20 protein-coding genes are annotated in these 22,946 nt (G+C 42.1%); 6 read left to right on the top strand and 14 right to left on the bottom strand.

Annotation, left to right across the window (positions count from 1 at the left end; translation table 11 throughout):
- Positions 1-190: 190 nt before the first annotated feature.
- On the bottom strand, positions 191-1,429 hold the full coding sequence (locus BLT18_RS05275) for an NAD(P)-dependent malic enzyme (protein ID WP_091271898.1): 1,239 nt from the start codon (positions 1,427-1,429) through the stop codon (positions 191-193).
- 114 nt (positions 1,430-1,543) lie between these two features.
- The gene (gene dnaE / locus BLT18_RS05270; protein WP_091271897.1) at positions 1,544-4,879 is read right to left on the bottom strand and encodes a DNA polymerase III subunit alpha; all 3,336 of its coding nucleotides are present in this window, start codon (positions 4,877-4,879) and stop codon (positions 1,544-1,546) included.
- A 189-nt stretch (positions 4,880-5,068) separates the two neighbouring features.
- On the opposite strand from dnaE, the gene BLT18_RS05265 reads away from it, so the two are divergent.
- The 3 genes from BLT18_RS05265 to BLT18_RS05255 all read left to right on the top strand — a co-directional run bounded on the left by BLT18_RS05265 (position 5,069) and on the right by BLT18_RS05255 (position 6,216).
- Positions 5,069-5,374: a YtrH family sporulation protein gene (locus BLT18_RS05265; RefSeq protein WP_175487384.1), complete on the top strand. Its 306-nt coding sequence runs from the start codon at positions 5,069-5,071 to the stop codon at positions 5,372-5,374.
- Positions 5,371-5,874 carry a sporulation membrane protein YtrI gene (gene ytrI, locus BLT18_RS05260; RefSeq protein WP_091271895.1) on the top strand — a complete coding sequence of 168 codons (504 nt, stop codon included), beginning with the start codon at positions 5,371-5,373 and terminating at the stop codon, positions 5,872-5,874. The genes BLT18_RS05265 and ytrI overlap by 4 nt, the downstream gene beginning before the upstream one ends.
- 132 nt (positions 5,875-6,006) lie before the next feature.
- The gene (locus tag BLT18_RS05255) at positions 6,007-6,216 is read left to right on the top strand and encodes a hypothetical protein (RefSeq protein ID WP_091271894.1); all 210 of its coding nucleotides are present in this window, start codon (positions 6,007-6,009) and stop codon (positions 6,214-6,216) included.
- A gap of 35 nt (positions 6,217-6,251) precedes the next feature.
- Here the strand turns inward: BLT18_RS05255 and BLT18_RS05250 are convergent, their stop codons facing one another.
- Positions 6,252-7,223 carry a DHH family phosphoesterase gene (locus BLT18_RS05250; protein ID WP_245705185.1) on the bottom strand — a complete coding sequence of 324 codons (972 nt, stop codon included), beginning with the start codon at positions 7,221-7,223 and terminating at the stop codon, positions 6,252-6,254.
- 104 nt (positions 7,224-7,327) lie between these two features.
- Between BLT18_RS05250 and BLT18_RS05245 the strand changes: the two genes are divergently transcribed.
- On the top strand, positions 7,328-7,636 hold the full coding sequence (locus tag BLT18_RS05245; protein ID WP_091271890.1) for a YtpI family protein: 309 nt from the start codon (positions 7,328-7,330) through the stop codon (positions 7,634-7,636).
- A 40-nt stretch (positions 7,637-7,676) separates the two neighbouring features.
- Here the strand turns inward: BLT18_RS05245 and BLT18_RS05240 are convergent, their stop codons facing one another.
- From BLT18_RS05240 to BLT18_RS05220, 5 genes are all read right to left on the bottom strand, one after another.
- Positions 7,677-8,987: a CBS domain-containing protein gene (locus tag BLT18_RS05240; RefSeq protein WP_091271888.1), complete on the bottom strand. Its 1,311-nt coding sequence runs from the start codon at positions 8,985-8,987 to the stop codon at positions 7,677-7,679.
- A gap of 303 nt (positions 8,988-9,290) precedes the next feature.
- On the bottom strand, positions 9,291-9,977 hold the full coding sequence (locus BLT18_RS05235) for a metal-dependent hydrolase (protein ID WP_091271886.1): 687 nt from the start codon (positions 9,975-9,977) through the stop codon (positions 9,291-9,293).
- Between the two features lie 128 nt (positions 9,978-10,105).
- Positions 10,106-11,221 (bottom strand): alanine dehydrogenase, encoded by a 1,116-nt coding sequence (gene ald / locus BLT18_RS05230; RefSeq protein ID WP_091271884.1) that lies wholly within the window; start codon positions 11,219-11,221, stop codon positions 10,106-10,108.
- Positions 11,222-11,372: 151 nt separating this feature from the next.
- A complete protein-coding gene (locus tag BLT18_RS05225; protein WP_091271883.1) occupies positions 11,373-11,759 on the bottom strand; it encodes a hypothetical protein in 387 nt (128 codons plus the stop codon).
- A 52-nt stretch (positions 11,760-11,811) separates the two neighbouring features.
- Positions 11,812-12,570 (bottom strand): SDR family oxidoreductase, encoded by a 759-nt coding sequence (locus BLT18_RS05220; protein ID WP_091271881.1) that lies wholly within the window; start codon positions 12,568-12,570, stop codon positions 11,812-11,814.
- Positions 12,571-12,887: 317 nt separating this feature from the next.
- Between BLT18_RS05220 and BLT18_RS05215 the strand changes: the two genes are divergently transcribed.
- Complete coding sequence (locus tag BLT18_RS05215) at positions 12,888-13,322, top strand: universal stress protein (RefSeq protein ID WP_091271879.1); 435 nt, start codon at positions 12,888-12,890, stop codon at positions 13,320-13,322.
- A 283-nt stretch (positions 13,323-13,605) separates the two neighbouring features.
- Here BLT18_RS05215 and argH read toward each other — a convergent pair whose 3' ends face one another.
- Together argH and BLT18_RS05205 are read right to left on the bottom strand one after the other, a co-directional pair.
- On the bottom strand, positions 13,606-14,985 hold the full coding sequence (argH, locus tag BLT18_RS05210) for an argininosuccinate lyase (protein ID WP_091271877.1): 1,380 nt from the start codon (positions 14,983-14,985) through the stop codon (positions 13,606-13,608).
- Positions 14,982-16,187: an argininosuccinate synthase gene (locus BLT18_RS05205; protein WP_091271875.1), complete on the bottom strand. Its 1,206-nt coding sequence runs from the start codon at positions 16,185-16,187 to the stop codon at positions 14,982-14,984. The genes argH and BLT18_RS05205 overlap by 4 nt, the downstream gene beginning before the upstream one ends.
- A gap of 395 nt (positions 16,188-16,582) precedes the next feature.
- Between BLT18_RS05205 and BLT18_RS05200 the strand changes: the two genes are divergently transcribed.
- Positions 16,583-16,888 carry a hypothetical protein gene (locus tag BLT18_RS05200; RefSeq protein WP_091271873.1) on the top strand — a complete coding sequence of 102 codons (306 nt, stop codon included), beginning with the start codon at positions 16,583-16,585 and terminating at the stop codon, positions 16,886-16,888.
- On the opposite strand, the gene BLT18_RS05195 is transcribed toward BLT18_RS05200, so the two are convergent.
- The 4 genes from BLT18_RS05195 to BLT18_RS05180 form a co-directional block, all read right to left on the bottom strand.
- On the bottom strand, positions 16,889-17,728 hold the full coding sequence (locus BLT18_RS05195; RefSeq protein WP_091271871.1) for an EcsC family protein: 840 nt from the start codon (positions 17,726-17,728) through the stop codon (positions 16,889-16,891). It abuts the gene before it with no gap.
- Positions 17,685-20,165, bottom strand: a complete 2,481-nt coding sequence (locus tag BLT18_RS05190) for a Lon protease family protein (RefSeq protein WP_091271869.1) — start codon at positions 20,163-20,165, stop codon at positions 17,685-17,687. The genes BLT18_RS05195 and BLT18_RS05190 overlap by 44 nt, the downstream gene beginning before the upstream one ends.
- 137 nt (positions 20,166-20,302) lie before the next feature.
- Entirely contained in the window at positions 20,303-21,490 is a 1,188-nt protein-coding gene (locus BLT18_RS05185; protein ID WP_091271867.1) for an acetate kinase, read from the bottom strand.
- A 297-nt stretch (positions 21,491-21,787) separates the two neighbouring features.
- Positions 21,788-22,786 (bottom strand): class I SAM-dependent methyltransferase, encoded by a 999-nt coding sequence (locus BLT18_RS05180; protein WP_091271865.1) that lies wholly within the window; start codon positions 22,784-22,786, stop codon positions 21,788-21,790.
- Positions 22,787-22,946 lie beyond the last annotated feature (160 nt).

The following is a 22,946-nucleotide window of genomic DNA, read 5'->3' as shown; positions in this document are numbered from 1 at the left end:
GCGTTGCTGTTATTCTATATGCATTATTGCCTCTTGACAAACATGTATACAAACAAAAACTTGCCGCTTTCCTTATTCTCTAGAGGAACATTGTATGCTTATACGGAACAGAGAAGCGACCGACTTAACGACGATCGCTCACTTCCGGATAAACGTTTATCAACTGTTTCTTTTTATTGCTCTGTCCGCTTTACTCCTTATCAATAATGGACAAGCGCGCTGTTTTCTCTGCCACTTCGTCCGGATTGACATTTTTGCGGGCTACTCCTGTTTCCATTGCCGCTTTGGCTACAGAAGCTGCCACCGCAGGTGCAACACGGGCATCAAATGGTGCTGGAATGACGTAATCAGCAGAAAGGCCGTCTTCGTCAATCAAATCCGCGATAGCATACACAGCCGCTTCTTTCATCTCTTCATTAATAATAGTAGCATTTACATCCAACGCTCCACGGAAGATTCCAGGGAAGGCAAGCACGTTGTTTACTTGGTTAGGAAAGTCCGAACGGCCAGTGCCAATCACTTTTGCTCCCGCTTCTTTGGCATCATCTGGCATAATTTCCGGATCTGGATTTGCCATTGCAAAAATAATTGGATCATCATTCATCGACTGCACCATTTCTTTCGTTAGGGCGCCGGCAACGGACACACCGATAAAGACATCTGTGTTTTGAATAACATCTTCCAAGTTTCCTTCTGCTTTATCTTTGTTTGTAAACTTCGCCACTTCATCTTTTACGTCATTCATGCCATACGTTCTGCCTTCATAAATAGCGCCTTTAGAATCACATAGAATGATGTCACGCACACCCATACGATCCAGCAGCTTAATAATCGCAATGCCAGCTGAACCTGCTCCATTGACAACTATTTTCATTTCCGAGAGCGACTTGCCATTTACTTTTAAAGCATTAATAAGTCCTGCCGCGGTTACAATTGCTGTACCATGCTGGTCATCATGAAAAACAGGAATGTTCGTTTCTTTCTTTAGTCTTTCTTCAATAATAAAGCAGTTCGGCGCTGCAATATCCTCCAAATTCACCCCGCCAAACGTAGGCTCCATCAACTTCACTGTTTCTACAATGCGGTCAACCTCTGTTGTATCCAGGCAAACAGGGAATGCATCTACACCTGCAAATGATTTGAACAGCACTGCTTTCCCTTCCATAACAGGCAGAGCCGCTTCCGGCCCAATGTTTCCAAGCCCAAGCACAGCAGTACCATCTGAAACAACAGCAACCATATTGCCTTTCATTGTATAGTCAAATACTTTTTGTTTGTCATCAAAAATAGCTTTACAAGGTTCAGCGACCCCAGGAGAATATGCTAAACTTAAATCTTTTGCATTTCTAACCGGGACTTTTGACTTTGATTCAAGTTTTCCTTGGTTCTCCTTATGGACATGTAAGGCTTCTTCTCTAGTCGTTGGCAAAATCTCCACTCTCCTTATTTCTTCATCCGTACAAATTCTTCGTTACTATAAAATAAACATATTATCAGAACTAATGCAAAACTTATCTTATTATAACAGATGAAATAGACATGTTCACCCTTTGCTTTCCTTTAAAACGACAAATTCTGCGCCTAATACACTTTCTAACTCTCGTAAACAGCCTTCTCCTCCATTCGTGCGAAACGAGTCATTCAATTTAATGACTTTCTGATTTGTTTCATAAACGAGATATACCTGTACTCCGCCAGGATGCCTCTTTAATATACTTTTTACTGCCCCGGCAGTACTTCTTGCATCTTTATCTTCTGTTATTTTCAAGAATAACACGAGGTTTTCCTGCTTTTGCAGCTCTTCTAAGCTGACAAACTCGTTAGCAATCATCTTATTATAGCGGCTGTGGCGATCTTGTCTCCCATACACTAAAATGGATGTGGACTCATCCAGCTTCCCTTTTAATGTTCGATACACACTTGGAAACACAACAATGTCCACATCCCCCGTTCCATCTGTCACTGTGAGAAACGCCATTGATTGTCCGGTTTTTGTTCGTACTTGCTTATATTCTTCCACTACCCCGGCAATCCAGAAAAAACCTGCCGGCAGAAAGCGTTCATATAAAGGAACAACTTGAAACGGAGCGAGCACTCTTTTATACCGGTTTAATGGATGACCGCTTAAATAAAATCCAGTCGCGTCTTTTTCTGCTTCAAGTGCTTCTATTTCCGTAAACGGCTCCGTTTGCACGTAACGAAAATCATAATCTCCGTCTGTAATAAGCTCACCAAGATCTTTTTGAAACTCTGTAAATTCTAACGCGCGGTCGATAGAGGCAAGCATCATTGCACGGTGTTCTCGAAAATCGTCAAAAGCCCCTGCTTTAATTAACGATTCTAGTGCTCCTCGATTTACAACGCTTCGATCTATCCGCATGAGAAAATCCACCATGTCTGTAAAGCGTCCATTTTTTCTTTCTTCTGCGATGGCACGCACCAAGCGGCTGTTTACTTGTTTCACCGCGAGCAGACCAAAGTAAATGCAGTGATGATCCGCATAAAATCCCGCTTCACTTTTATGAATCGAAGGTCGTTCAATTGTAAGTCCCTGCTGTTTTGCTTCCCTTATATACATAGACAGTTTCGTTTGCTGTGTCATGTTTATAGACAACAAGGAGGCGTAAAAGTACGAAGAGTAATGGGCTTTTAAGTAAGCGAGCTGATAGGCGATAAAGCTGTAAGCAACAGCATGGGACCGGTTAAATCCATAATCGGCAAAACGGACAATGACGTCATATACTCGGGCGGCATCTTGTTTGGAAAAACCGTTTTGCAAAGCACCTTTTACAAAACGCTGCCGTTCTTCTTCGAGCACTTCACGCTTCTTCTTGCTTACTGCTCTTCTTAGCAAATCCGCTTCTCCAAATGAATAACCAGCCATCACAGATGCTATTTGCATAATTTGTTCTTGATAGATAATGACTCCGTATGTTGAAGACAAAATAGGCTGTAAACTTTCATGCGGATACGTCGGATGCGCACTGCCGTTTTTTCTTTCAGCATAAACAGAAATGTTTTCCATAGGTCCCGGCCGGTATAAAGCATTTACAGCCGCAATATCTTCAAGTGTCTCCGGCTGAATCGTCCGAAGCGCATTACGCATGCCATCAGACTCCAGCTGAAACACACCGCTTGTATCTCCTCTAGCAAGCATTGCATAAGTTTTCTCATCATCCATCGGGAGCTCACGCAAGTCAATCTGTACACGCTCTTGATAGCGAATCGTTTTCGTAATACGTTCAAGCAAACTTAAATTTTTCAAACCAAGAAAATCCATTTTCAGTAATCCAATACCTTCTAAGTCTTCCATTGGATATTGGGTTAAAAATAAATCATCATTGTCTTGTCCCATCAGCGGCACATGTTCGGTAAGAACGTTTTCGCTTATAACAACCCCCGCAGCATGAACAGATGTATGACGAGGCAGTCCTTCTATGTGCTGTGCCGTTTTCAATACAGCTTGTGCTGTTGATTCCCGCTCCACAAAAACGCGAAACGCTTCCTCTTCTTGATACGCTCTGGCTAGTGTCATTTGCGGGGCCTGCGGCACAAGTTGAGCCAGCTTATCAATTAACGCTTGCGGAACTTCCATAATACGTCCAGCGTCTCTTATCGCTGCACGCGCACCGAACGTTCCAAACGTGACTATTTGTGCCACCCGGTCTCTTCCGTATTTGTCTGCAACATAACGAATGACTTCATCCCGTCTGTAATCAGGAAAATCAATATCGATATCAGGCATCGTCACGCGTTCTGGATTTAAAAAACGTTCAAACAAAAGACCGTGCTTTAACGGGTCAACATCGGTAATTCCTAAAGTATAAGCGACCAAAGATCCTGCAGCCGACCCCCGGCCCGGTCCTACTAACATACCATTTCCCTTTGCATACGACACAAAATCAGCGACAATTAAAAAATAATCATCAAATCCCATACGATGAATCACTGCGAGCTCTTCATTCAAACGAGCTTGTATGTCGTCTGTCATCACGTCATATCTCTGTTGTGCACCTTGTTGGCAATACACTTCTAATGTTTCAGCAGCGCTTTGGCTGTGAGGGAGGGGATACTTAGGAAGCAGCCTTTTTTCAAAATCAATGGTGATATGACACTGGCCGGCTATTTCAGCAGTATGGTAAACAGCCGTCGTATCATTAGCAAATGCCTGGTCTATTTCTTCTGGGGATAGAAAGTGCCCCCATCCTCTTTCTTTTTTATCACTTTTTATGTCCTTTAACGCTTTTCCCTCTGCAATGGCTTGTAATGCAAAAACGCCATTTTTTTCGCTTGCCTCGGTCATGTGTATATTATTTCCGGCAACAAATGGCACGTGATGGCGCTCTCCTAACGCTTCTACTTGCTGCAAAAGCGACCGCTCTTTATATACAGGCTGTTTTTCTATATATAAACGTCTGCTGTCAACATAATCTGCATAGTGCGACAGCACACTTTCAGCACTTGAATTATCATTTGCGCGCAAGGCTTCTGTTACCTCACTATCAGAAAAAGGCACAATAACAAAACAATTACTTAAAAAAGGCAGACAGTCCTGAAATTCCATCGACTGGTTTGTTTGTTTCATTGTCGCTAATGCCAGTAAATGCTTATATCCTTTATCATTTTCAGCCAGCAGCACAATCGGAAATTCTCCTGGCAATACAATTCCTCTTAACCATAGCTCTAATCCAATAATAGGCTTTATGCTCTTTTGTTTGCACTGTTTATAAAAAGGAATCACACCGTGCATGTTGTTTTTATCGGTAATTGCAAGAGCCGGCATGTTGCATGCAGCCGCTTTATTGACAAGATCACGAATTCTCGCCGTACTTTCAAGCAGACTATATTCGGTATGCGTGTGCAAATGAATGAATTCCATCACAGCTTCTCCTTTTTATCTCTTCCGATCTGTTTCGCTTAGCCGCCTTACTAATAAGTATGAAGGGCTTTTCCGCTGAAAACAAGCATATCACTTTCACCCTTGTCTTATATTTGATATAAGAAGGTTTCTCAAACCCAGGAAGGGGGAATTTTTGTGATAAGCCGTGAATTTGCCGGAACCTTAATTATGGATTTTTTTGTTGCATTCGGTGTCATCATCGGTGGGTCTATCATTGGCGGAATGGGAGCATTGTTAATTGGTAAACCCCCGCTTTCTACTATTCACGATTTAGCTGCCAGTTTGAAAATATGGGCATTGGTTGCTGCGATAGGAGGAACATTTGATGCGATTACATCCCTAGAACGCGGCCTGCTGGCTGGGACACATGCTGACATTTTCAAAACACTAGCTATGATCTGTGCCGCTCTTGGCGGGGCAAACCTAGGCACATTACTGATTCAATGGATTACTCAGGAGCAGATCACTCCATGAGAATCCCCCCGTATTACCGGCGCCCGGGATGGCAGCGTTTTTTTGCAGGCGTTGCCATTGGATCACTTGGCGGCTGGGCATTTTTTCTATTTCAGTTCGGGGCTCTTCATGAAGAATTGGTGATTGAAATCAACAAGCAGCGCATTCAAATCGAAGATCAACAAGAACAGATTGAAATCCTGCGCAGCGAGGAAAAGAAATTAAATGAAGAAAATGAAAAAAAATTAACGATTCAAGAGACAGCTGTTCATTTTACCAATGAAAACAAACTACGCTTAAACGAGCTTGCTCTGTATGAGTTGAAACAACAAGTCGAAGATGAAGTAAAATTCCTCCAAAATAAAAATATCGAAAGTGCAGTAGAAGGAAAGGAACTAATAAAAAACGCGATTGAAAATAAAACGTACCAAGTCGGCGACAATGAATATAAACTTCATATGCAAGAAATGTACATTTACACTACCCTGGAAATATATCTGAGAATCCGTGTACATGAATAAGGGACGACCATTTTTAGAATTTTTTCATAACCACACAATACAAATGAGGAAAATTTCTGTATAATAAAAAGTATCCTTTTGTACTCAAATCCCCCTTCTTCTACTGCCATTTACTTCGAGGAGGTGTTCGTGATGGATTTAACAGGCAAAGAAATGGTAATGAACCGGAAAGAAATGGCGCTTCAGAAAGTGGAAAAGATTAAAGCGGGATACTCTGCCTTTGCAGAGTCACAAGAAGTTTCTGCCATGATTCGAAAAGAGCTCGAAAAGCAGCAAATTGCAGTTTATGAAGATAAAACCGATCTAGGCTCATGGTTTATTCCAGCAAATAAAAGAGACTAGCATGCATACGCTCAGTATTACAACTCCGGACGATATTATTTGTCCGGAGTTTCTTTGTAACTTTTGCACAGCATATCCAGCTCTTCTAATATATCTTCCGTTTCTTTTTTATCTTTGGCTTTTGCCCCGGAAGCCATGGGATGGCCGCCTCCATTATGATTTTGGGCTACTTCGTTAATGACAGGTCCTTTGGAGCGCAGCCTGACTCGGTAGTTCTGATTTTCTGTATCCTCAACAAAAAACACCCATGCTTTCAGTCCTTCTGTATCTGAAAATGAATTAATGACTGCAGAAGATTCATTGACAGTCAACCGGTAACGCTCAAGCATATCATTGGTGATATACATATATCCGAGGCCGTTTCCGGTTAAGGTGAAGTTTGTTAATACTTCTCCTCGAAAGCGAACCAGTTTTTCTTCGCTTTTATAAAACCTCGTAATTAATTCAGCAGCATCAAAATCGTATTCAAGCATTTCCGCTGCGCACCGAAGTGTTTCTGGTGTTGTGTTAGAAAACTGAAAGCGCCCCGTGTCTCCTACAATCCCTGCATACAGCAGCCTGGCGGCGTCCGCTGGAATCTGCCACTTGAAAACACTTTCGCCCTCCAAGGCTAATCCAACAAGCATTTCACATGTCGAACTGGATTCAGTTTGTACCCAGGAAATATCTCCGTATGATTCGACTTCTGGATGGTGGTCAATCTTTATGCGTTTCCCGCCATCTTCTGAGCCCTCTCCATCAATGCGTTCGGTGTTGGCAGTATCGCAAACAATAACGAGTGCATCACCGGACGGCTTTTCATCGGTGTCTTTGTTCATTCGAGCAAGAAAATGCATGGACTCATCATCTTCTCCCATCAAAACAACTTGTTTTTCCGGATAATTTGCTTTAATTAATGCGGCAAGTCCGGCTTGCGAACCAATCGCATCCGGATCAGGCCTTTCATGACGATATATATAGATGACCTGGTACGCTTCGATTGCTTTGATAATTTGCTGTTTCATCATCTCTTCCTTTCTGCTTGCAGCAGCCTTATATTTTATTTGCTTCTATACGCATTTCCCCGTACAATAATGAAAGGACAGCATCATATTTTTCAGGAGGATACGCAATGCCAATATTTATTATTATCCTTGTAATCGGACTAGCACTGTATGTGTTTTATAAAATAAAATCCGTTCGCACAAAAGCTCCCATTGAAAAAAAATGGATTCAAACAAAAGCAAATATGAGCCTCGGAGCGTTTTTGGCAGCTTTTGGCGCCAATCTCCTTTATACCAGCCGTGGAACTGTAGACAACATCGTCGGTATTGTTTTCTTAATAGTAGGATTTGCTAATATTTTCTTAGGTTATCGTGCATACAAACTGTATTTGCCGTATGCGGCAGAAGAAGCAGAAGAACAGCACCTGAACACATAATGTTGCAGCGACCTCCTTTTATGAGGTCGTCTTTTTTGTATTACCGGTCTAATAACTGGGCCATTAAGAGTGCCTTACCAACAATTTCACCTTCATGATACAGTTCCACATCAACTTTCCCATGCTTACGGCCTACTTCAAGCAGTTTTCCTTTCATGTCAATTGTGCTTTCAATTTGAACAGGCTTAATAAAATACAGCGTAATATTTTCAACGACTAAATCTCCTTTTTTATACTGCTTTAACAGCCTGCTTCCCGTTTCTGTAACCAGTGTGGTCAGCACCCCATAAGAAATCATGCCAAGGTGATTAGTCATTTGCGGTGTTACTTCACACTGATAATGATACTCAGAACCCGGCCCGGCATCAGAAAAACGGCCGGTAACTAAATCATCGAGCGTTTCTCCCACGTGCGGCTGACGCTGTGTCATTTGTAATGCTTTCAACACATCTTGTCGACTGATGACACCTAAAAGATGGCGCTGGTCATCAATCACTGGAAGCAATTCAATTCCTTCCCACACCATTACGTGCGCAACTGATGCTACAGATGTACGCTCACTCACAGTAATAGGACTTTTTGTCATCACTTTTTCAATCGATGTTTGCATATTAGCTCCCAATACGTCTTTTGCTGCCACCATTCCTTGCACTTTCATGTCACTATCAATGACAGGGTAGCGGCTGTGGCCTGTACGCTGATTCATCTCGTGCCATTTTTCGACCGTATTTTCTGTCGTCATGAAATACGTGTCCTGCAGCGGAATTAAAATATCATTGACGAGCACAATTTCTTTTTTTATTAACTGGTCATAAATGGCTCGGTTAATCATCGTTGCCACAGTAAACGTATCATAACTTGTACTAATGACAGGCAAATCCAGCTCGTCTGCTAATGCGATAACATCTTCATTTGTATCAAATCCCCCGGTAATTAACACAGCTGCTCCCGATTCCAGCGCTAATTTATGGACTTGGTAACGGTTACCGACAATCAACAAGTTTCCTGGCTCTACATAGCGCATCATCGCTTCTAGCTTCATTGCACCAATCACAAATCGATTCAGTGTTTTATGCAGACCATCTCTTCCGCCAAGAACTTGTCCATCCACAATATTAACGACTTCTGCATACGTAAGTTTTTCAATGTTATCTTTTTTCTTTTTCTCGATACGTATCGTCCCTACACGTTCGATGGTGCTGACCAATCCTTGGTTTTCCGCTTCTTTAATGGCACGATAAGCAGTTCCTTCACTAACCTGCAAATCTTTTGCAATACGCCTGACAGAAATCTTTTCTCCGACACCGAGATCTGTAATATATTGCAGAATTTGCTCATGTTTGGTTGCCATCGTATCACCCCGTTTCTTTTATAACTGTATCACTGCAACTTTCACTCTGTATTATTTCCCATTATACGTATCTGTTAAAATAATAGCAAGGACAAATGTCTGACTATTTAGACAAAACTCCTTTCAATACAACATTGTAAGCGTTGCCAATAAAATGGCACCCCCGTTGTGTTTATATATAACACATAAAAAAGCTGTTTCACGTTTTATACAACAACAGTGAAACAGCTTTAATGCAGGAAAGAAATAACACCCTTGTGACAGGTGCAAGCCTTTCGTTCATATGCTTGTACTATTGTACGTTTAGGATAAATCGACAGATTCGCCTGCCTCCAAGGCTTTTCCTTTATGTGGAGAAATCGACTCTACAAAAGCTCCAGCATCTTGTTGAATAGGCGGCATCGTATTGTAGTGGATTGGCACGGTAAAGCCTGGTTTCAGCCACTCGACCGCTTGTTTTGCGTCTTCTGGCCCCATTGTAAAGTTATCACCAATTGGGACAAACAATAAATCAATGTCATGACGCTCTCCAATCAATTGAATGTCAGAAAACAATCCTGTATCTCCCATGTGATAGATGGTCTTTCCTTCTGCCTCAAAAATAATCCCTGCAGGCATGCCGGTGTAAACAATTTTTTGGTTTTCTTCTTCTGTATAAGAAGATCCATGAAAAGCCTGGGTCAGCTTCACACGGCCAAAGTCAAACGTATATGCTCCCCCAATATGCATTGGGTGTGTTTCAAGCCCTTGCCATCCTAAATATGTCGCCAGCTCAAATGGGGCAACAACAAGCGCATTATTTCGTTTGGCAATATCAACCGTATCGCCAACGTGGTCATTGTGGCCATGCGTTAACAAAATTACATCTGCCTTTACTTTATCAGCTTCTAGGTCACACATACCATTTCCCGTAATAAATGGATCAATTAATATGTTTTTCCCATTTGCTTCAATGTGTACAACAGAATGTCCATGATAACTTACTTTCATGCTATTTCCTCCTCTTTATCTTCTACGGTAATGTCTAGACGAAACCACTGTATCAATTTCTATTCTAGTGTTGTTTTTCCTGTCTGTACAACAAAATAAACGTCGAATTTTTCTATTTCTGCGCTGGTTTATGCTAATATTTCGTTCACGTTCGTAAAAGGCAGGTTTTGTGCATCTGCTACTGCCTCATAAACAAGATGTCCAACATGCGTATTTATCCCCTTTAATAAAGCTGCATCATCACGGCAAGCTTGTTGAACACCTTTGTTTGCTAAAGCCAGGGCGTACGGTACCGTAACGTTGGTCAGGGCGAGCGTCGACGTGCGCGGAACAGCTCCCGGCATATTCGCCACTGCGTAGTGAGTAACGTCATGTTTGGTATAAACAGGATGATCATGGGTCGTTATTTTATCGGTTGTCTCAAATATTCCGCCTTGGTCAATGGCAATATCCACTAGAACCGACCCTGCTCCCATACTCTTTACCATATCTTCTGTCACTAATTTCGGCGCTTTCGCTCCAGGGATAAGTACAGCACCAACCACTACATCGGATTCTTGTACCGCTTCGCCGATCGTGACAGAGTTAGAAACTTTCGTTTGAATAGCTGTCCCAAAAATATCATCCAGTTCACGAAGGCGCATCGGATTAACATCTAATATCGTAACATCTGCTCCTAATCCTACAGCAATTTTAGCCGCGTTCGTTCCAGCTGTCCCGCCTCCGATAATAGTTACTTTTCCGCGGCTGACACCGGGGACGCCTGCTAAAAGAATGCCTTTTCCTCCTTTTGTCTTTTCAAGAAACGCAGCACCCATTTGCGTTGCCATTCTTCCAGCCACTTCGCTCATCGGTGTTAAAAGAGGCAGGGAGCCATTGTCTAGCTGTACCGTTTCATATGCCACCGCGGTTACTTTTTTATTCATCAGCTCTTGTGTCAGCTCCGGCAGCGGTGCAAGGTGCAAATACGTAAACAACAACAGCCCTTCCCGAAAGTAACCGTATTCTTCCGGTACGGGCTCTTTCACTTTTAACACCATCTCTTGCTCCCATGCATCCTCAGGACCATCCACCAGAGCTGCACCTGCTTTTTCATATTCTTGATCGGAAAAACCTGAACCTAATCCTGCTCCTTTCTCCACGAACACTTTATGCTGCTGTTGTACAAATTGAACGACGCCCCCTGGTGTGAGCGCTACACGGTTTTCATTATTTTTCACTTCTTTTGGCACACCAATTTTCATCAGGACAGCACTCCTTCCATCTTGCCTCTTCTGCTTTTATACCCGTTTCCGCACCATTTCATGTGTGAAAAGCAAAGAATGAAAAGCGCTAAACATCTCCCCTTCTTAAAGTATAAAAAGCCCAGGAAGTTACTCCTCGGCTTATGTCTGTTTAACTTGTTTGTGCTTCTTGCCATAACCATGTATACAAATCACCGTTTTCATCCTGCCATCTCACATCCAAACGTTGCAGCTCAGAAAAGCCGTTGTTCTTAAATACTTCAGCCAGTTCTTCATCCGTTGTTTGTTTAGTCACTTGAGCGTGATGATAAATGGATTCTACTTTATCTTTTGCTTCGTCACCGTGATATGCTTTTCCTTTCTCGTGATATTCAAAATCATTTGGACTGTTATATTCCCAATGATATACCGCACCATCTTTTGTTTCAGCGGTCGCTTTAAATAGAAAAATTTCGCTTAACCCTTGTGCTGCCGCAAAGGTGCTGTGGCAGGATAAGCTGAGAATAGCTGTCATACATAAAGCCGCTGCTAATTTCACCGTTATCACCTCATCCATAAGGTGCCAATTATTAGCAGACTTTATACATATTCTATCTGCGTTTATGAAGAACATCCACACCGCCGGTTACTTCCACTACTGAGCCGGTAATCATATCAGCATGATCTTCACATAGAAAATCAATGGTTCGTGCAATATCTTCACCAGCAGCAGGGCGTCCTACCGGTGTATTCACATCTGTAACTTGCTTTGCATCAGCAATCGCTGCTTCCTTGTACTCATCGGTAATGACTCCCGGGCATACCATGTTCACCGTGATTCCGTTTTCCGCTTCCTCAATGGATACTGTTTTCGTTAAAGAAACGAGACCTGTTTTCGCAGCAGCGTAAGCGGAACGATAAATCCAAGCAGGTGCTTCTTGAGCCCCTTGAAATCCATAAGTAACGATTCGGCCGTATTGTTGTTTTCTCATAATAGGAACAGCCGCTTGAAAAAGATAGAACATAGAAGACAAGTTGCCGTGTACCATTTCGTGCCATTCATTCTCTGTATAATCCATCAGCTTTTTTCTTTCAAAAATGTAAGGTCCTGCATTGTTGACTAAAACATCCAGGCGGCCAAATGTTTGATATGCTGCTGCGACTAGCTGTTTTAAGTCATCCGCTTTCGTCACATCGGCTTGAACGAATTGAAGGCGGTCTCCTGCGTGTTTCCAATCTGCTTTCATTTGTTTCATTGCCTCTTCATCACGGCGGTAGCTGACAGTGACAGAATAACCCTTATGTAAAAAACGTTCTGCTACGGACTTGCCAATCCCTTTTGTTCCAGCGGTTACCAAAGCATGGCGCATCTAACCCCTCCTTTCAAAATAAGAAAAGCACAGGCACCTTCGTCTCAGCCATACAAGTTCTGAACGTTCATATAACACCATGCCGCCTTGCCAAAAGCAAAAAAATACCAGGCGGCTGAACGCTGAAGCTAGACATCGAATGTGCCAAATATCTGCGATGATACTCTTCTTTTATCTTACTACGAAACAGCAGCCGCGTAAAAAAATTCAATGTTTGTTGTTTAGAAAATCAGGGAAGTATACGAATACAGACAAGATAGCAATAAGGCGCATATTAGATTTTATAGAACAAAATGAAAGACAAAGGGGGTTCTTTCATGGCAAGATACAATAACATTCTTGTAGCGGTAGACGGCTCGGAAGAAGCAAAACGCGCTTTCAAAAAATCGGCAGAGATTGCAGCGGAAAACAATGCAGCTCTTGTCATTGCCCATGTCATTGACACGCGCACGTTTGCGACGATTGAACAATATGACCGGACCATTGTCTCCCGCGCTGAAACATCTGGACAAGAATTGTTAGACCGCTATAAGCAGGAGGCGCATAACAAAGGAGTCGAAGATGTCACCACCATCATTGAATTTGGCTCTCCACGCGTCAAAATTCCAAAAGACATAGCAAAACAATATAACATTGATTTGATTATAACAGGGGCGACTGGATTAAACGCTGTAGAACGTATGCTTATCGGCAGTGTATCAGAAGCAGTTGCCAGGCAAGCACGCTGTGACGTCATGATTGTCCGTTCATAAATAAAAACACAAGCGTCTTGCTCACGAGCGACAAGTCCTGGAGGAGCCGGCACACGGGGATGTATTAAAAGATCATAAAAATGCCTCTTTGACAGCCCCCTCTTGGCCTATAAGCCTTCCATCATATTCTCTCATTCTGGATGGCTCTTCAGGTTCGCCTGCCGCGACGACGTATGTTGACGGAGCAGCGATAGACATTCCTGTGATACACAAATAATCCGAACTGATTTTTAATAAATCGTTCGGATTATTATATGGTTCTTATACTTGTATCCCAGCCTCGTTATTTTTGTTTGAGCTTTTCTCGTCCTGTCTCAATAGCTTTTTTCACCTGTTCAAAACCAGTCCCGCCTGCACTGTTACGCCTTTTCACAACAGTAGACGGCTTCAGCACATCATAGATGTCTTCTTCAAACAATTCACTAGCCTGTTTGTATTCATCCATCGGCAGATCAAGCAGGTATATGCCTTTTTGAATACATAATAACACTAGTTTGCCTACTACTTCGTGTGCCTGTCGAAACGGCATCCCTTTTGAAGCTAAATAATCGGCCAGCTCGGTAGCATTCGAGAAGTCAGAATGCGTTTCTTTTTCCATTACATCGGTGTTGACTGTCATCGTCTCAATCATGCCTGTAAAGATTTTTACCGATCCCTTCACCGTCGTCACCGTATCAAACATTCCTTCTTTATCTTCTTGCATGTCTTTGTTATAGGCTAACGGAAGGCCTTTTAACAAAGTTAACAGGGAAAATAAGCTTCCATACACACGCCCTGTTTTGCCGCGAATCAATTCTGCCATATCCGGATTTTTCTTTTGCGGCATAATACTGCTGCCTGTGGCAAATGTATCATCCAGCTCAATAAACCCGAACTCTTGGCTCGACCATAAAATAAATTCTTCCGCCAGACGGGACAAATGCATCATAATCATCGCTGATGCGCTCATAAATTCAACAATAAAATCACGATCACTAACAGCGTCAAGGCTGTTCTCATAAATACCATCAAATTCTAACAACTCTGCTGTATAGTGACGGTCAATTGGAAACGTGGTACCAGCAAGTGCCCCTGCACCAAGCGGGGATATGTTCAGCCGCTTCAAACTGTCTTCTAGTCTCGTGTAATCACGCTCTAACATCCAGAAATAAGCCATAAAATGATGGGCTAATGACACCGGCTGCGCCCGCTGCAAGTGAGTGTACCCCGGAATAATTGTCTCGACGTGCTTGTCTGCTTGTTCAACAAGCGCTTCTTGCATTTGTTTAACCAAGGCCATCACGTCCTTGGTGTGTTTACGCAAATACAGATGCATATCAGTAGCTACCTGGTCGTTACGGCTTCGTCCTGTATGAAGCTTTCCACCAACTGGACCGACTTCATCCGTCAAAAACTTTTCGATATTAAGGTGAATATCTTCATTTTGAATAGAATACGAAAGCTCGTCCTTCTCTGCTTTGTTTAATAGTTTCTGCAGCCCTTCTGTAATAGCAGCTGCTTCTTCATCTGTAATAATGTCGCAGGCAGCGAGCATTTTCACGTGCGCTAAACTTCCCGTGATGTCTTCTTCTACGAGCTCTTTATCAAAAGGGATGGATGCCCCAAAGGCATCCACCCACTCTTCCGCACTTTTTGTAAACCTTCCGCCCCATAACTTTGTCATACGTTTACACCTTTCTTTTTCACCATGCTGTGCACTTTTGTTGGCAGTCCCCAAAGCTCAATAAAGCCAACCGCTGCATTTTGATTAAATTCATCTTCTGGTGTATAAGTAGCAAGCTTTTCATTGTAAAGGGAAAGCTCCGATTTTCTTCCTTCTACAATGGCATTGCCTTTGAACAGCTTCACTCTCACAAGACCAGTAACATTTTCCTGCGTTTCTTGAAGGAATGCTTCAAGTGCGTTTCTAATTTGGGAGAACCACAGACCTTCGTAAATCACTTCAGAGAGCTTTTTTTCCACAACTGGTTTAAAGTGTGCTACCTCTTTTGGCAGCGTAAGATCTTCTAACTCTTTATGGGCTTTAATAAGCGTCATGGCACCTGGGCATTCATATACTTCTCTTGACTTAATGCCTACCATTCTGTTTTCAACATGATCAATTCTTCCGATGCCGTGTTTTCCAGCAAGCGCGTTTAACTCAAGAATGAGATCATCAAGCTCATATGCTTTGCCATCTAGCGCAACTGGCTTTCCTTTCTGGAATTCAATTTCAATTGTATCTGGCTCATCCGGTGTTTTTTCAATTGGATTTGTCAATTCATACGCGCCTTCAGGAGGTGTTGCCCAAGGATCTTCAAGAATACCGCATTCGTTACTTCTTCCCCATAGATTTTGGTCAACAGAATACGGGTTATCAAGATCAATTGGGATTGGAATTTCATGTTTTCTTGCATATTCAATTTCTTCATCTCTTGACCAGCCCCACTCTCTTACTGGAGCCAGCACTTCAAGGTTAGGGTTTAGTGCTTGAATAGACACTTCAAAACGAACTTGGTCGTTCCCTTTCCCTGTACAGCCGTGCGCTACCGCATCTGCGTTTGTTTGCTCTGCAATTTCAACCAATTTCTTTGAAATAAGTGGTCTGGATAAAGCAGATACGAGCGGATATTTTTGTTCATATAGCGTATGTGCTTGCATAGCCGGTAAAACAAACTCTTCTGCAAATTCTTTTTTGGCATCAACAGTATAAGATTGAATTGCACCCACTTGCAGTGCTTTTTCTTTTACAAACTCAAGGTCTTTTCCTTCTCCAACATCAAGACCTACCGCTACAACGTCATAACCATTATCGCTTAACCATTGAATCGCTACCGATGTATCAAGGCCGCCAGAGTATGCTAAAACTACTTTTTTATTTGCCATTTATACTTTCCCTCCACCTTCATGCATTGAATATTCATACTGAAGTTATTATTTTTATACATTTACGTGCAAAAATATGAGAGGCGTTTGCCTCGTTCTATTCTATGAAACCATGTGTGCTTTGTTATTAATAACTGTAACAGCGCTGCTTCTTTTTTGCAATACTTATTCATAAAAAAGCATAAAAATTTATTAACCCTTATGGATACGTGACGAACTCATTCCTTTCACACCGGTATTTTCCGATGATTCAACCAAAAACCCTTTTTGCATCCATAAAGCATGAAAATACTGAATTGCTCTGTCTCCTATGATACAATTTAGATATGCATACAGCGTTTATACACAAACCTGTCGATTGCTTTGATGATATGTCCTAAAAAGGAGGTGCAACTATGTGCTGCCTATTTATGCATGACCCAAGGCTTGGAATCAAGCTTCCTGTGCTGAAACGAGACTGGGAACTTCTCGAAACAAGCACACAGTCCCGCATTTTAGCACAATGGGAAGCAATACGCGGGCAGATCCCAGAACGAATTGCCGCGATTGAAAGAAATATTGAACACAAACAAGCTCAGCTCGATACAGAGGAAAACTTCGACATCTGCTGCCGTCTTAATGAAGAGATTGCTGAGCGGGCCTCCATCATTAATGATTTGTGGATATGGTACCGAACACATCCCGATGTATCAAAAACATAGTCAATACTGCTGTAAAAAACGTTTTTCGTAGAAAGCACCTGCCCACGCGGCTGTTTGTTTCGTCGTTGAATAGTTGCAAGCTGCGCCTGCGGCCATACTCAACACCGGCACACCTTGCAGCATTTTTTTACGCAGCACCCTCAAGAGAAACAACTTCCCGGCCTGACGAATTGGCTCATGGAACCAATGAATATCCGTAATTCTTTCTTCTCCTTCATAAAACCAAGGGTATTCATTGGAAAGAGCACCTATTTCTTTTTCTGCATTGTTCCATGCCTGCTTTTGCATATGTTTTGGCAAGGATGCCCCGTGAAATACTCGCAGCGCAAGCATCATTTCCGCCGGATGCAGAACATCATAACCATAACAAAGTGCACTGAGCTGGACAGTGCGAAGGTTTAACAGAAACAGAGCGAGCACGTCGCTTAATGCGAAGAGCCAGCTGCCTGCTCCTGCCAATCCTCCCTGTCCTAATGCCAGCAAGCGCTGTCTTGCCATGAACTGATGATGAATAAAATGAAGCTGGTCAAATGACAACATTTTCAATTCTTTTATATCGTTTATGTTCTCATTAAACAGCCGAGCTTCTTTGATTAATCTCTCTTTGGCTTCTTCATGGAACTGGGAATGCAAAATGAATGACTGTGTATAAAAAAACAACCGGTCGGTCATGCTCAGCATATATGCAGCCTGTTTTTTGGGCAAGCGTGCCAAACCTTTTTCTATTTGGTCATCCACAAACCGCTGATACGTGTTCCTTTCATGAAAATGTTCCTTTTCCCACGCGTTAATTTCGTTATACCTCCGTTCTGCCATGGAACCACGGGGCAAAGTCACCATCTGTTTGCATTACTCCCTTCTCTTCTTCAACTGCCTGATAGTCAAAGCCTTTCTGTTGAGAGAGTGTGTACAGCATATTTAAAATCCTCGCCTGTACGATTGCATATACGCTTTCCTTCGAGTAATTTCCTTGCTCATCTTTTGTTCCTGCCGGAAGACCGGTTAAAATTTCTATCCCATCTTTAATCGTTGAAACGGCCCAAATGTGGAAAAGACCAGCCTCTACTGCTTCAATCACTTCATTTCTAAGCATCAAATGCTTGACATTTTGTTTTGGGATAATCACACCTTGTGTGCCGGTTAATCCTTTTTTCCGGCAAACATAAAAAAACCCTTCAATTTTTTCATTTACTCCGCCAATAGATTGTATTTCACCAAACTGATTAACAGAACCAGTTACCGCTATATCCTGGCGCAGCGGTATTTTTCCCAGCGAAGACAATAACGCATAAAGTTCTGTGCTCGATGCACTGTCGCCATCTACCATATTGTACGATTGTTCAAATGTAATACTGGCAGCCAGCGGAAGCGGGTAATTTTGAGCAAATTCTGCTTGTAAATATCCAGATAAAATGTGAAGCCCTTTCGTATGTATCGAACCTGTTAACAACGATTCACGGTCAATATTGACAATGCCTTTCCGTCCTACATACGTTCGTGCAGTCACTCGGGTTGGATGGCCAAACGCATATTCACCTGTTCGGGAAACGACCAGTGCATTTAACTGTCCAACCGCTTGTCCGCTCGTAGAAATCATAATAGTTCCATCATCAATAGCTTCATACAGACGCTGTTCACTGCGATTTGAACGAAAAAACCGCTCTCTTAACGCTTCACTTACGTGATGATCATGAATATACGCTTCTTCTTCTTTTTCTGCCCAATAATTAGCTTCTATTAAAATCTCTGTTATTTCATCGAAGCGGGTAGACAACTTCTTCCGGTTATTTGCCAGCCTCGTACTGTAATCAATCACTTTAGCTAAGGCTTCTTTTGTTAAATGGCGCAAACATTCTTTGTTGCAAAAGGAGGCGACAAATGCTGCATAATCAAGCTTGTGCTCTTTATTCCGCTCCATGTCTGTGTCAAAATCAACTTTTACTTTAAACAGCTTCCGAAAATCTTCATCTGTTCGATATAAGAGCTGATATAGAGATGGCGTACCAATCATAATCACTTTTAAACGAAGCGGAATAGCTTCTGGTTTGACCACGCTTTTCGTAAAAACTTCGTTATCCTCATACGAGTTCTCCATGCGCAGTTCGCCTGTCTTCAACACTTGTTTCAGTGCTTTCCAAGAATAGGGATGGGCCAGGACATCTGCTGCATTCAAAATTAAGTAGCCGCCGTTTGTTGTATGCAAACTTCCTGCTGTCATCATGTAATTATCTGTCACAAATGATCCAAACGTGCTTTTATAGTCAACTTTGCCAAATAAATTTGCATACGATGGATGTATCTCATAGATAACGGGGGCTCCCTTTGTACTGCTGTGGTCAACAAAAGCATTCACTTTATAGCGCTGCTTCATATCTATCGTGCCAGCAAATGTTTTCGACTGATCTTCGTCGCTTTCTTTTTTCGGAAGCAGCTGCTTCCAATGTTTAATCACATCGTGCTCTAACTCATTTAAAAATTCCTGTATACAAGAAAATTCTTGATAGTCGTCTTTCATCCCTGAAATAAAACCGTGTATGGATTGATGCACCAGTTGTTCTTCTGCTTTTCTTAACCTTTTGCGCAGCTTTCTTTTTGCTGTTTGTTGCAAACGCAGCACTTCATTAACATTTTGTGTTAATTCTTTGCTCTTTTTCATAACTTCTTCGCGCCTGTCTTCAGGAAGCTGATCAAAAGACTCATCACTATGGGCTTCTCCATCTTCATTAAGCGGAATAGCCACTACGCCTTGCTGGGTACGTTCAATAGTAAACTCCTGTTCTTTCGCTTTTTGTTCTAAAGCTTCCCATTTTGCTTTCATTTCGTCTTCATGCTGTTGTGCCATTTCCATTTTGCGCCGTTCAAAAGGCTTCCCATTAAGTACTCTTTCAATTTCATCCTCTATGTCTTGCATCAACTCTTCCATGTCTTGCGCAAACTGAACACCTAATCCTGGCGGTAAAGGCATTGCCTTTGGACGATCGGGCTGTTGAAAATTATATGTATACACCCAATCTTGCGGTGTGCTTTGTTTTTTTGCTATTTCCTTTGTTTTGCGCTTAGCATATGTCGTTTTCCCGGTGCCGCTTGGTCCGGTTAAAAACAAATGATGCCTGTCGTTTTGAACATTTAATCCAAAATCCATTGCTTTTACCGCACGATGCTGTCCGATAATACCACGGTTATCGTGCTTCACTTCATCTGTCGTTTCAAAACCAAATAAATTCGGGTCACATCGTTCTGCAAGGTTATCAGCTGATACCATTAAATCCTTACGCATTTCACTCCTCCATTTGTCTTTATAATTTTGTTGTTACTATGTATTCGTGAAGAGTTGTTCATTTCCTGTCCGCAGAACCAAAAAAGCTCTTTGCTTTCTTACCATCACGATAAAAGCAAAGAGCCTCTTTTATACCTTTACAAACCTAATCTCATTGTATCGCGAGCAATCATCACTTCTTCGTTAGTCGGAATAACGAGCACTTTCACCCGTGCACCGTCCTTATTAATGAATGCTTCTTTGCCGCGAATATCATTTTTATCTACATCTACTTCAATCCCAAAGAACTCCAGGCCGCGACAAATTTTTTCCCTGATTTCTTTACTATTCTCGCCAACACCCGCTGTAAATACAACAGCATCCAAACCATTCATGCTCGCTGCATACGTGCCAATATATTTATGAATCCTGCCTGTGTAAACATCCAATGCGGTTTGTGCGTTTTCATTGCCTTGTTCGGCTTGTTCTTCAATATCGCGCAAATCGCTTGAGAAATTACTTAATCCGAGAATACCACTTTGTTTGTTAAGGACAGAAATCACTTCTTCTGCTGTTTTCCCTGTTTTTTCCATCAAAAATGGAATCAAGGCAGGGTCAATATTTCCAGATCGTGTTCCCATCGCCACACCTGCAAGAGGTGTAAAGCCCATCGATGTATCCACCGAGCGTCCGCCATCAACTGCCGTAATGCTCACCCCATTTCCGATATGGCAAGAGACAATTTTTACGTTTTCCGGCTCCTCGCCCATCAGCTCTGCTGCACGCTGGCTGACATACTTATGAGATGTGCCATGAAAACCATACTTACGCACGCCGTACTCCTTATAATACTCATATGGGATACTGTATAAATATTTCTCTTTTGGCATTGATTGATGAAATGCTGTATCAAACACAGCCACCGCTGGAACATTTGGCAAAATTTCTTTAAACGCTTTAATACCGACAATATTTGCTGGGTTATGAAGTGGTGCTAATTCACTGACTGCTTCAATCCCTTCTAGCACATCATCATCAATCAACACCGAATCCGAAAATTTTTCCCCGCCATGAACAACGCGGTGTCCAATGCCTTTAATCTCATTTAACGATTCAATAATACGATATGTTGTTAATGCATCAAGCAGCATTTTTACCGCTTGTGAATGGTCAGGTATCGATGGGGTATCCGTTATTTCTTCCCCATCTGTTTCTATCGTAATTTTCGGGTCGTCCAGACCGATTCTTTCTACGACACCTTTCGTTATAACTATTTCTTCTGGCATTTGCAGTAATTGAAACTTTAATGAAGAGCTGCCTGCATTAATTGCCATAATTTTCGCCATGAATGTATGCCCCTTTTCTATATATTAACGATGTTTATTATCATTCCAATCACCTTTCTATTTAAACACTGCTTCCTTTCAAAATGCAAGCAAACCCTTGATATAGAGGGGAATTCTTTACATTCATTAAATTCTGATATGTAGGCGTTTGCGAGTTTGAAAAATGTGTGTCAAGAAAACATGACTGGTCTCAAAGATTCTTCTAAAATGTTATTCTTTCCTGCCAGTACAAAAAACCCCGTTTCACACAGCCGGTGTGAAACGGGCAGTCTCATCTTTCCCAAAGTGCGGAGCGCATTAAAGGGAAGAATCAAATCCTTGTTCCTGAAACCATTTATCCATTTGTTTCATCATATCAAGCAATGCGTCTTGCTTTGAAAACGACGGCAGCTCTGCCAGCAGAGCTTGACCAGGCTGTACAACCCCCGGCCCTTTCTTTTGGAGAAGCCAAATACTTTTTCCAAATTGCTCTGATGTGAACATCGTTGAAGGAAGTTGTAAGAGACCGAGAATAACAGCTTCTTCTTTGATATATTCATGCAGGCGAGGGGCTTCTTCACTTTCAAACATGAAGTTTGGAATCAGCAGTACAAGAAATCCACCTTCTTTTAAATGATTCATACTTTTTTCGATTAATAAATGATGAACATAAGAGTGTCCTGACTTGGCTTGAAGCTCAAAAGACTGTGCTACATCGTCTTTTGGATAGTAACCGACAGGGAGGTCAGAGACCACCGCATCAACTGGCGGTGAAGCAAGCTGCTCAATGCTGTCTTGATGAAACAATTCTACATCATGCTCTTGCAAATTAGAAAGTACGTATGCAATATTCAACAATGTTTCATCTACTTCTGCTCCATACGCCACTGCCTCTTGGGATGACTGGTTCAATACAGCACTTAATAAATTGGCTGTTCCCGCCGCTGGATCTAGCAGCGCTAACGATTCACGGCTTGCGGTCAGTTTGTTGACGAGATATCCCATAAACATAGCTACCGCATCAGGCGTCATCGCGTGATGGGGCTGAACTGCTTCTTTCATGCCTTTGATAACAGCAAGCTGGAAGGCTTTACGAATTCCTTCTTTTTTCATCTCACCTGGAAGTTCATTTTCCAGCTTAGACTGAAGCCGCTCTTTTTCCTTTTCAGGCAGTGTTTGAATAATGGAATACTGAAAGATATTCTCGCCAGCTTCCGCTAAAGCATCTAAATATGTTTTGTCTGTATGCGTTTGAATCGTAACAGCCATGTCATCAATTAACTCATACAGCTTTTCCACTTCCGTTACCGGTTCCATCCATATCGTCCTTTCTATGCAATGATACATCTATATCATATTGATTCTTTCTTGCAGTCCTAGGGTTTCCCTTCGAAAGTATAGCAAACCACTAATCTAACGACAATAAAAACCCCATTCCTAAAAAGGAACAGGGTGCACATTCGCTTTTTTGTTATAC

This window comes from Alteribacillus persepolensis (genome assembly GCF_900099605.1).
GTDB classification, from domain to species: domain Bacteria; phylum Bacillota; class Bacilli; order Bacillales; family Marinococcaceae; genus Alteribacillus; species Alteribacillus persepolensis.
Note: the sequence above shows the minus strand (reverse complement) of the source record. Positions and strands in the feature narration are given on the sequence as shown.